3 protein-coding genes are annotated in these 12,415 nt (G+C 44.5%); 2 read left to right on the forward strand and 1 reads right to left on the reverse strand.

The features are described 5' to 3' along the window. Positions 1-159: 159 nt before the first annotated feature. Positions 160-2,634: a phosphoenolpyruvate synthase gene (ppsA, locus tag AACV78_RS10385; RefSeq protein ID WP_194008488.1), complete on the reverse strand. Its 2,475-nt coding sequence runs from the start codon at positions 2,632-2,634 to the stop codon at positions 160-162. A 1,179-nt stretch (positions 2,635-3,813) separates the two neighbouring features. On the opposite strand from ppsA, the gene AACV78_RS10390 reads away from it, so the two are divergent. Both AACV78_RS10390 and AACV78_RS10395 read left to right on the forward strand, forming a co-directional pair. Continuing rightward, positions 3,814-10,290, forward strand: coding sequence for a PAS domain S-box protein (locus AACV78_RS10390; protein WP_194008489.1), 6,477 nt, complete (start codon positions 3,814-3,816; stop codon positions 10,288-10,290). Positions 10,291-10,630: 340 nt separating this feature from the next. After that, the gene (locus AACV78_RS10395; RefSeq protein ID WP_194008490.1) at positions 10,631-11,848 is read left to right on the forward strand and encodes a hybrid sensor histidine kinase/response regulator; all 1,218 of its coding nucleotides are present in this window, start codon (positions 10,631-10,633) and stop codon (positions 11,846-11,848) included. Positions 11,849-12,415 lie beyond the last annotated feature (567 nt).

Below are 12,415 nucleotides of genomic sequence, written 5' to 3' on the forward strand. Positions count from 1 at the left end.
CCCTCCCCGAACCCGCGGGGAGGGAGTAAGAAATTCACAAATGATTTAGGATTGCTATAGGTTCGCTCGTTCGGACTTTAATCCTCTTTAAATCAGAAGACTAAAATCCTCACTACGAACGGTTGGAAAAAATCCGGTTCCTCTCAAAAACCAAAACGATTAAACCTTAGCAACATCCGCCGCTAAATCCATCAATGTACTAGAAGCCTCCACCTTCGCAACATCCAACAAAGTCTTTAAAACCGAATCGGGATTCAAACTAATCGAATCAATTCCCAACTCCACCAAGAATCGAGCAAACTCAGGATAATCGCTTGGTGCTTGGCCGCAAATCCCAATCTTGCGATCGTACTTTTTCGCCGCTTTAATGGCAATTTCTATCATCCGCTTTACAGCTTCATTACGTTCGTCAAAAATGTGGGCGACTAAAGCAGAATCTCGGTCTAATCCTAATGTTAGCTGAGTTAGATCGTTAGAGCCGATCGAGAATCCGTCAAAAACCTGGGCAAATTCATCAGCAAATATGACATTGCTGGGCAATTCGCACATCACATAAACTTGCAAGCCGTTTTCACCCTTGACTAAACCGTGTTTTGCCATCTCAGCTAAGACTTTTCGGCCTTCCTCCGGCGTGCGACAAAACGGAATCATCGGAATCACATTTGTCAAGCCCATTTCGTCGCGAACTCGCTTCAATGCTTTGCATTCTAAAGCGTAAGCTTCGCGGTAATTCGGGTCGTAATAGCGAGAAGCGCCGCGCCACCCAATCATCGGGTTTTCTTCTTTGGGTTCAAACTGCCGCCCTCCCAAAAGATTAGCATATTCGTTGCTCTTGAAATCGCTCATCCGCACGATGACAGGATTGGGATAAAATGCGGCGGCGATGGTGGCAATTCCGCAGGCTAATTTGTCGGTAAAAAAATCTGGTTTGTGTTCGTAAAGTGCTGTAAGTTTGCCAATTCGACGCTTGACGGATTCGTCGGTCAATTCGTCAAAGTGAATCAGTGCTAGGGGGTGCGTTTTGATGTGGTTGGCGATGATGAATTCCAGCCGCGCTAAGCCTACGCCGTTGCAAGGAATTGCTGACAAACTAAAAGCTTCTTCTGGGTTGCCGACATTCATTAAAATTTGAGTGCGGGTGCGGGGCAAATTGTCGATCGCACTTTCTTGTATTTCAAACTCCAATAAACCCGAATAAACTTTGCCTTCGTCTCCTTCGGCACAACAAACAGTAATTTCTTGATTGTTTTGCAACACTGTCGTAGCGTCGCCGGTGCCGACAATTGCGGGAATTCCCATTTCTCTGGCAATGATGGCAGCGTGGCAAGTGCGGCCGCCGGAATTGGTGACGATGGCGCTGGCTTTTTTCATAATCGGTTCCCAATCCGGGTCAGTTTTGTTGGTGACAAGAACTTCTCCAGCTTCAAATTCGGCGATTTTGTGAGAGTCTAAAATGATATGGGCTTTGCCTTGTCCGATCGCTTCGCCCACGGCGCGTCCCGTGGCCAAAACTGCACTGGAACCGTGCAATTTGTAGTTCCGCAAAACTGTAGCGGATTTTTGTGATTGTACTGTTTCCGGTCGCGCTTGGACGACAAAAAGTTCGCCAGTATTGCCGTCCTTTGCCCACTCGATATCCATCGGCGTGTAGGTTTCCCGCACTTGGGAATAGTGTTCTTCGATCTGTATTGCCCAACGTGCTAGTTGCAGAATTTCGTCATCGTTAATGGCGTATTTGCCGCGTTCTTTTGGCGATACTGAGACGTTTTTGGTATATTTTGAACCGCCAAGATCGTACACCATTTTGATGTCTTTTGTACCGAGCAGTTTGTCGAGAATTGGGCGGAAACCTTGTTTTAATGTGGGTTTAAAAACTAGGTATTCGTCGGGGTTTACGGCTCCTTGAACGATGTTTTCTCCTAATCCGTAGGCAGCAGTAACTAATACGGCATTTTTGAAGCCGGTTTCGGTGTCGATGCTGAACATGACGCCGGAGGATGCTAAGTCCGATCGCACCATTTTTTGCACGCCGACGGATAAAGCGACTTCTAAGTGGTCGAAACCTCGGAGTTGGCGGTAGGAAATTGCTCTGTCGGTGAAGGTGGAGGCGAAGCATTTGTGGCAGCATTCGAGCACGCCGGTGCAGCCGTGAACGTTGAGGTAGGTTTCTTGCTGTCCGGCGAAACTCGCGTCTGGTAAGTCTTCGGCGGTGGCGGAGGAACGTACTGCTACGTCGGTGCCCTCGCCGTAGCGATCGCACAATTTTTCGTAAGCATCTGCGATCGCCGCTTGCAGTTCTTCTGGAAATGGTGTACTCAGAATCAATCCGCGCGCTTCCTTGCCTTTTTGTTGTAGGTTGTGCAGGTTTTCTACGTCTAAATCAGCAAATATTTCGCGCAATTTTGCTTCTAAACCCCCCGCAGAGATGAAGTAGCGGTAAGCGTATGCTGTAGTTGCAAATCCGTTGGGGACGCTGACTCCTTTGGGTTTTAGCTGTTGGATCATTTCGCCCAAAGAAGCATTTTTACCGCCTACTAATGGGATATCGGCGATCCCGACTTCATCAAACCACAATACTAAGGCTTTTTCTTTAGGAATTAAAAGTTGTTGTTGACTTGCTAATTTTTCTAGCATGAGTTTTTTCCTCTCAACTTCATTTCTGTTCTGTCAGTTGATATAGCCTGTCAAGCTCTCCTATGAGGTACTATCTGGCCTAGGGCATACCTCACTGTTTTAAGAACCGCTGTATGAGATTTGAGATTGTACCTCTTCCATTCATTCACCAATAATATGAAATAGCCTGGATCTGTGTCGATTCGCCTTTCATCTGGGGTTTAGATAAAATCCTCTCTTCATCGAAATAGTAAATTCAGGCGTTGACTGTTGACTGTTGACTGTTAACATCATTTGAATCCGCAAGCTTAAACTATCGTCTCAACTTTTGGATAGATCGCGAGTTCTGCCTTCAAGTTGTGTATCGCTTTTGGGCCGGGCGAAAGACAGTCAACAAAAAGCTGTCAACTTTTTAAGGTATTTTTCTTGCGAAGTTTATCGATTTTTTCCCTAGGCCGTATCCAGCAGAGTTTTTGATTGCCTATATTTCAATATTATCACTTTTTTTATAAATAGCAAGACTGGTAGAAAAAAAATTATTGCAAAAAGTTAAGAAATGGCTCTGGGGATTTTATGTAAGCTATTATAAAAAAAACCTGGCGAACAGATGAATATCTAAGATAGTTGCCACGGTTTTTTTGCACTGACCGCGCTGTGCGGGGACAGGGCTGGGATTGTGTTGGTAGCCGAATCTACGGGCAAAAAAGAATTGGTTGCTGGGGGCGATCGCCCAAAAAACACAACACCAAGCAGCTTTGTTTATTGAAAAAACCGAACTTCTCAAAACCGCAACGCAAAAGTTTGATTCCTGATTGGCTTAACCTAATCGGAGCGCAAACACTCGTTCTAGAGTATTAGATTTCAGTTGCCATCAATGGCTTTCAATTATTGAATTATCTGCCTCGATCTGTGTCGCACCTTGGGAAATCTGCGGTTAACAGAGCGATCGAATATTTATGCAACTTAATTCTATTGTATAGCCTTTGTAATGGTAATTGGTAATAAAAATTGTCAACTCCGAGCTTTTTTTCCATGCTCACTTACCTTTTTCCCGGCGAGTAATAACTCATATTACCTTCCAAAGGCTGTAGTTGTTAAACCAGCAGTTTTTCAACTTTGAGCAGCGTTTTTTTTTTGCCATTCAATTATTTATATGCTATAATAGTTAGCTCGATTGCCTTATGACAAAAAACAAGGTATATGATATCAGTTTTGAACTCAACCGGAAATAAAAACGGCTTTAAAGTTCTGTTGGTCGAAGATAATCAAGCCGAAGCCGAGCTGATCGAAGAATTATTATTAGAAAGAAACGTCAGGAGACCAGAAGCGCAAAGGCTTTCTGTAAGCTGTACAGACCGTCTCAGCACAGCGCAGCAACTTTTGAGCGGCGAACATTTTGATGTAATTTTACTAGACCTTTCCCTGCCAGACAGCCAAGACTTGAGTACAATTGTCAAGATACAAGAATACAGCCTCAATACTCCGATCGTCGTATTGACTGCCCGCAACGATGAAGAACTTGCCGTGCAGTCAATCCAAGCAGGAGCTCAGGATTATTTAGTCAAGCGAAAAATTGACAGCGAATTATTAATGCGATCGCTCCGCTACGCAGTCGAGCGGCAGCACAACCAGGAAGCTTTGCAAAAAAGTGAAGAAAAATATCGCTCGGTAGTCGAAAATTCCCTCGTCGGAATTGCAATTATTGCTCCTCCAATTTCCCCCGATTTAGTGGGCAAATGCGAGTGGTTGGAAGTTAACGATGCTTTGTGCGATTTGCTGGGATACAACCGCCAAGAACTCCTGCAGGGCAATTGGGAAAGTTGGAGTTTTCCTGAAGATTTGCAGGCAAGTTTAGAGCAGTTAAATAAAATTTTTGCAGGGAAAAGTGAAGGCTATGTTTTAGATAAAAGGTGGCGCAAAAAAGACGGAAAAACTATTTATACGAGAGTTTCGCTGCGCTGTATTCGCGGCAGAGACGGCTCGATCGACCGGATGATTAAAGTAATTTTGGACGTGAGCGATCGCTACCGCTACGAAGATGAATTAAAAGCATCAAAAGAGTTTTTGAATCACACGATCGATGCTACTCCCGATCCGATTTTTGTCAAAGACGAGCAGCATCGGTGGGTTGTATTAAACGACGCTTTTTGCGAGTTGATGGGCAAAAGGCGATCGGAACTGATTGGGAAATCTGGATACGAGTTTTTACCCGCAGCACAAGCCAATTTTTTTGCACAGCAAGACCTGGAAGTTTTCAAAAGAAGCGAGGCTCAAGAAACAGAAGAAACCTTTACTGATTCCGCAGGCAAAAAGCGAATTATATCTACAAAAAAGACAATTTTTAATAAAGCCAACGGTACTAAGATGTTGGTCGGGACAATGCGAGATGTGACTGAGTACAAGCGCCAGCAAATAGCGCTGCAGAAAAGCGAAGCTCGATTTCAAAAAATGGCTGCCAACGTGCCGGGAATGATTTATCAATTTCGGCTATCTCTTGAGGGAAAAATATTTTTCCCCTATGTTTCTTCAGGTAGTATTCAGCTCTACAACTTAAGACCCGAAGAAATCGAAAAAAATGCCGATTTGCCTTTTGCAACAGTTTATCCTGACGATATCTCAGAGTTGCAGCGATCGATCGCAAATTCAGCGGCAACCCAGCAAGCTTGGCAACACCAGTGGCGGCAAGTTGTGGGAGAACGAGTGAAATGGCTGCAAGGCGCTGCAAAACCGGAAAAACAAGCCAACGGTGATATAATTTGGGACGGTTTGGTGATGGATATCACTGAATTAAAACAAACCCAGCAAGAGCGCGATCGCTTCTTTAATATTTCCCTAGATTTACTTTGCATTGCAGGTTTTGACGGCTATTTCAAACGCTTAAACTCCGCTTGGTCAAATCTATTAGGTTACAGCATAGCCGAACTTATAGCCAAACCTTTTCTAGAATTCTTGCATCCCGAAGACCGAGTAATAACTAAAGCTGCAGTAGAAACACTAAAAAATGGCAACCCCGTCATTAACTTAGAAAACCGCTATATTTGCCGTGATGGTAGTTATAAATGGCTGTCGTGGACGGCATCGCCCTTTGCCGAAGAAGGTTTAATTTATGCAGGGGGACGCGATGTAACATTGAGCAAACAAGCTGAAGCTGAATTACGTAAGAGCGAAGCCACCAACCGCGCTCTTTTAAACGCGATACCAGACATGATTTTTCGCTGTCGCGCCGACGGTACTTTGGTAGACTTTAAACCAGCAAAAGACCTCCAGACTCTAGTACCGGCAAACATATTTATTGGCCAAAAAGCACAAGACATATTGCCGTCTACTTTTGCTGAAAAAATATTGTCCGCTAATCAACAAGCCCTCGATACAGGCGAGATTCAAGTTCTAGAATATCAACTGCCAATTCAGGATGCACTGTGCCATTTTGAAGCGCGAATTGTCTTCTGCACGGATGACGAAATTATCGCGATTGTCCGCGACATCACCAGCCGCAAACGTTTCGAGTCAAAACTCCAGCGACAAGCCGCAGCAATGGAAGCCGCTTCCGAAGGCATCGGCATTATCAATGCCAGCGGAGAGCTGATTTATGCCAACGCAGCTAAACTCAAAATATACGGTTACAATTCCGTTGAAGAAATGTTGGGTAAGAGTTGGAAAATCTGTTATACAGGCGCAGAACTTGCAAGGTTGGAGGAGGAAATTATGCCGGCTGTAGTGCAGCAAGGTTATTGCAGTACGGAATCTGTAGGCTGCCGCCGCGACGGCTCTAAATTCCCTCAAGAAATCTCGCTGACAGCCCTGCCAGGCGGCGAATTAATCTGCATTGTTCGCGACATTGCTGCGAAAAAGAAAGCTGAAGCAGAGTTGCAAGATAGTAAGCGATTCGGTGCCCGAATTGCTGAGGCAAGTCCTAATATTTTGTATGTTTGTGACTTAATAGAACAAAAAAATATCTATGCGAATGCTTCTATTTATCACATTCTCGGCTATAGGGTAGAGGAGATTTTGGCGCTCGGGCCGTGGATGCTTTCAAGTTTCATCCACCCGGAAGATGCTATCAAAATGCCTGATTATTTACAGCAAGTCGAAACTGGTATTGAAGGGGATATATTTGAAATTGAATACCGCGTCAGGCATAAGGATGGTTCTTGGCGCTGGATTCTCAGCCGAGATACTGTTTTTGCTAAAACAGCAGATGGTAAGTTAAAACAAATTCTCGGTACGGGAACTGATATTACTGAAAGCAAGCAAGCAGAAGATGAAATTAAGCTGTTGCTGGCGGCAACTCAAGCAATTAGTCAGTCTGCAGATTTTCACAGCGCCCTCCCGGATATTTTGCGGTTGTTGTGCAATGCGATCGGCTGGAATTTTGCGGAAGCTTGGATACCTGCAGCTAATGCTAGTGTTTTGGAACACAGTAAAACTTGGTATGCTAGCGATCGCGATTTAGATAAATTCGGCCGCGAAAGTAAGAAAATTAGATTCGCCCCCGGAGTGGGAGTGCCGGGACGGATTTGGTCAACCCAAAATATAGAATGGATGGAAGATATTTCTGCCGTCAATAACTCGTTGTTTACCCGATCGCAAATGGCGGCAGCAATGGGGTTGAAAGCTTGTTTCGGAGTACCGATTCGCACTAAATCTCAGGTGCTGGCAGTTTTACTATTTTGCAAGCGTTCTCGCTCGATTATGGAGCCGCGCGTAGTAGAGTTAGTCAAGGCGGTAGCGACTCAATTAGCTTCTCACATTCAGCGCAAACAAGCTGAAGAAAAATTGCGTAAAAGTGAAGAAAGGTGGCAGTTAGTTCTTAAAGGCAATCAAGACGGAATTTGGGATCTGAATCTTCAAACAGATGAAGCTTTTCGATCTGCCCGCTGGCAAGAAATTATCGGTTATGCAGACGGCGAAATCGACAGTTGCAACAGCGAATGGATCGATCGCATCCATCCAGACGATCGCGATCGAGTACAAGCAGCGCTCCAAGATTATCTCGATCGCCAAACCCTCAATTACGCCGCCGAATACCGCTTGCAGTGCAAAGACGGCAGCTACAAGTGGGTGCTAGCCCGCGCTCAAGCAGTGTGGGACGAAGCCGGCAACCCCCTGCGGATGGTGGGTTCGATGACGGATATCAGCGATCGCAAACAAGTAGAATTAGCTTTGCTGCAAGTCACTCAAGCCGTCGAAAGTACCAGCGACGCGATCGCCATCGCCGACTTAAAAGGGCGGTCTCTTTACCACAATAAAGCCTTCATTCAGCGTTACGGCTACAGAGTAGAAGAACTCAACGCTCTCGGCGATCGCGCCGCCCTTTATCTCCGGCCTAAAACTTACAAACAAATCTATAAAAACATTCGCCAAGGTCGCTCTTGGTGCGGCGAAATTGCGCTGCAAACTAAGAGCGGTGAAGCTGTTACCGCCCTGGTGCGAGCCGACACTATTAAAGATAAAAATTGCCATTCTATCGGCTTAATTGCAGTCATTACCGATATCACCCAACGCAAAGAAGCCGAAGCACTTTTGCACCAGCAATTAAAGCGCGAACAGTTGGCAGCAGCCATGATGGAGCGCATTCGTTCTTCTCTCAATCTCGAAGAAATTCTCACCAACGCTGTCGAAGAAGTGCGACATTTTTTGCAAGTAGACCGCACTGTTATTTACCAATTTAAGTCGGATTGGAGCGGGTTTATCGCTGTCGAGTCGGTAGCTGACAATTCCCTACAAATTCTAGGAACAGAAATTTACGACCCTTGTTTTGGAGAAACCTACGCTTCTCTTTACCAAGACGGTAGAATTAGAGCCACAGATGATGTTTACAATGCCGGCATCGCCGAATGTTACTTGACTTTGTTGGCTGGGTTGCAGGTGAGAGCGAGTCTGGTAGTGCCGATTTTGCAAGGCAAAAACTTGTGGGGGCTGTTAATTGCCCACCACTGCACGGGCCCGCGTCCCTGGCAAAAAATGGAGGCAGAGTGCCTGAAACAATTGGGGGTGCAGTTGGCGATCGCGATCCAGCAATCGACCCTATTTGAACAAGCACAAACCGAAATTGCCGATCGCAAACAAGCAGAAGCCGCCCTGCAATTAGCCGCTGAATCCGCCGAATCCGCCAATCGCGCTAAAAGCGACTTTCTCGCCAACATGAGCCACGAATTGCGGACACCTTTGAACGGGATTTTAGGATACATTCAACTGCTAAAAACCGATCGCAATTTAACGGCAGATCAGCAGGAAAGTCTCAACAGCATCCACCAGTGCGGCAACCATCTGCTAACGCTGATCAATGACGTTTTAGACATCTCGAAAATCGAAGCTAGTAAAATGGAACTGTCACCAATAGACGTGCATTTTCCCAGTTTTGTTAAAAGTATTGTTGATTTGTTCCAGATGCGGTCGCAACAAAAAGGAATAACCTTTAATTATGAGCAAGTATCAGCGCTGCCAAACACAATTTTGGCTGACGAAAAAAGGTTGCGCCAAGTTTTGATTAATTTGCTCAGCAATGCAGTTAAGTTTACTAACAGCGGCGGCGTAACATTCAAAGTCGGTTATGCAGAAAATCCGGTAGAAGAACCTCCTCAAATTAACAGCCCCGAATTTAAATTCACACCGAAAGTAGCGTATAAAACAATCAATTTAATCGCAAATTTAAACCCGCAGATGGCAACACAAGAAGCGGGCGAAGCGATAATTTCAGCAGCAAATAAAAAGCAATTACGAGTTGCTAAAATTCGCTTTCAAGTCGAAGATACTGGCATGGGCATCGGGCAGGATAAATTAGAAGAAATATTTTTGCCTTTTCATCAAGTGGGCGATCGTAGCAATTTCGTCGAAGGTACCGGACTGGGGCTTTCCATCAGTCAAAAATTAGTCAATATGATGGGCAGTCAAATTCACGTCCAAAGTACCTCCGGCAAAGGCAGCATATTTTGGTTGGATCTAGACTTGCCCGCAGTCGCCGAGTCTTCTCAACTCCCCGCCCCGCAAGAAAAACGCCGGCTTGTCGGTTTTAGCGGCCGCCAGCGGAAAGTGCTGATAGTGGACGATAACGAAGTAAATCGCGCCATCCTAAACAGGATGCTTTCTCGTTTGGGTTTTGAAATCGCCCAAGCCGTAGACGGCGAAGACTGCTTGCAAAAAGCACAGGAATTTCTACCGGATATAATTTTAATGGACTTGTTGATGCCGGTAATGGACGGTTGGGAAGCTACCAAGCTGCTGCGACAGTTGCCGGAATTAAAAGATGCGGTTATCCTTGCTTTATCTGCTAGCGTCTACGAGATTACGAGGCAAGAGAGTATACTTGCAGGCTGCAATGATTTTCTCACCAAGCCGATTCAAACTAACGAGCTTTTAGAATTATTGCGCCTGCATTTGAGACTAGAATGGATTTACGAAGACGGAACAGGAACCAAAAAACGGAAAGCTCAAACTCCCAAAATATCATCTGAGATTGCTGCTGCTGACTCAACAATAGTGTCTCCTAGCTCAGAGTCAATCTTGGTCTTGTTAAGATTGGCTGCAATGGGCGATATTGAAGCTATTCTGGAGGAAATTGCTAAACTCGAACATTCAGATCCGACATTAGCGCCTTTCGTCGATCGCCTGCGGCAACTTACTAAAGGATTTCAGCTCAAGCAAATTCGAGACTTTTTGAAGCAACATTTGTCCTAACATTGAGGGTAGTTAACAGAAAATTTAAAATTAGTTAAATCTCGCGCCCCGATCGTCATTGTCAATAACGCAATACGCTTGGATTAAACCCGATCGCCCCTAGCCCCCTTGAAGAATGGGGGAACCCGAAGCGATCAAAGTCCCCCGACTATCCGGGGGATTTAGGGGATCTGCAGAAAATAAACACTGTTAACTGAACATTCTCGCCCTAAAACGGTGGTTGCAAATAGAATCATCTACGAAGCAACGGGGTTTCTAGAGCCGCAGAACATTAGTTGAATCCGATTGTAAGTCACAATTGACAACCCACAAATCAAAAATTTGAAGATTTCCGTTGAATATGAAAGATCAGAATTCCACAAGAAGCATCATACTAATTGTAGATGACAACCAAACCAATCTCGACGTACTTTTCGAGCTGTTAAGGAATTACGGCTATAAAGTATTAGTGGCTCTAGACGGCGAAAGCGCGATCGAGCAAATCGAATACATCCATCCCGACCTAATTCTTTTGGACATCATGATGCCAGGAATTGACGGTTTTGAAACTTGCCTGCGTTTGAAAGCAGACCAGTCAACGCGAGACATTCCCATCATCTTCATGAGCGCCCTTTCCGACACCCTCGATAAAGTCAGAGGCTTTCAGACAGGAGCCGTTGACTACATCACCAAGCCCTTCCAGCACGAAGAAGTATTGAGCCGCATTGAAACTCACCTGACAATCCGCAGCTTGCAAAAAAAACTCGAAGAAAAAAACCTCGAACTCGCCCACCTCAACCAAAACCTAGAAAGACTTGTCGAACAAAAAACCAAGCAATTGATCGACCAGGAAAAAACAGCAATCATCGGACGTTTGACTCAGGGCATGGTGCACAACTTCAGAAGTCCGCTGCAAGTAATCCAGACTAGCGTCGAATTGATTGAAACAAAAGCCACAGAAATGCAAGAAGACTCTTTTTTTAATTATACAAAGTATATTTTTCAAGCTGTCACAAAAATTAATCAGATTATGGATACTCTGATGATGAAAAGCAGAGAAGAGCAAAAGCAAGATTTGCAGCCTGTGAATATCAACGATTTAGTACAGCGAGAAATTCAGTTATTGGAAGGAAATATGTATTTTAAAAATAAGATTAGAAAAAAATATTTTTATGACGAAGAAATTGTCACTATTCCCTTAATTTATTCCTATATATCTCAAGTTTTTTATAATTTAATCAATAATGCAATGGATGCTATGTGGGCAAAGAAAATCCGGGAACTAACTATAGTGACCAGGCAAGATGACTCTAACATATACATGGATATTTCAGATAACGGATGCGGTATAGCACCTGAAGATTTATCAAAACTCTTTGACCCTTTTTACACATCAAAGCCACCTAAAGGCGAAGAAAAAACCGAAGGAGAACCGACAGGAACTGGCCTCGGACTTTATACTTGCCTTGAACTTTTAAAACCGTTTAACGGCGAAATTGCTATTAGCACCAATCTCGGTAAAGGCAGCGTATTTACAGTTGTGCTGCCCAAACAGCAGCCAACTCAACCGACCAATTAGATCGCCGGAGTTAAGCTCACAATTAGGTTCTCGATCGGGTTCCTAGTAAGAACTTTACTTTTTATCTATCCAGAGATAGGACTAAAGTCCTCACTACGAACGGGCGTTACTCATCAGTGATTCAACCGAGACAATTTCCTAGCGTATTCCGTAAATTCACTGTAATTGACCTAGGTTCGCAGTCACGAATGCAACTCTTTCTCGACAATCGGCGCTTTTTTGCCTTGACCCTTGCTATTTCCCTGCCAAAGGTTGTAAATTAAAACAGAGTAGAGTTGCAATATCAATAAAAAGATGATGATTTTAGCCCGCTAGGTGTGGGGTGAAGTCAATAATCTAGTGTCCCGTCGTTTGACCGCAATAAGTAAGGTTCGTAGTGTGGACTTGAGTTTGTAACATACAGCAGATTAAAGTTCACACTACGAACGGTTTTTGTTATAATAATTGACCCGATAGGATATAATTTGCTGTGATAGACTCAATTTTACAAATAAATCTGGAGTCAGTAGGCATCCAGCGCACTCTAAACCGTCCGGTTCAAGTTATCCAAAAATAACCTAGGTAGCT

Source organism: Tychonema sp. LEGE 07196 (genome assembly GCF_963890365.1).
GTDB lineage: Bacteria > Cyanobacteriota > Cyanobacteriia > Cyanobacteriales > Microcoleaceae > Microcoleus.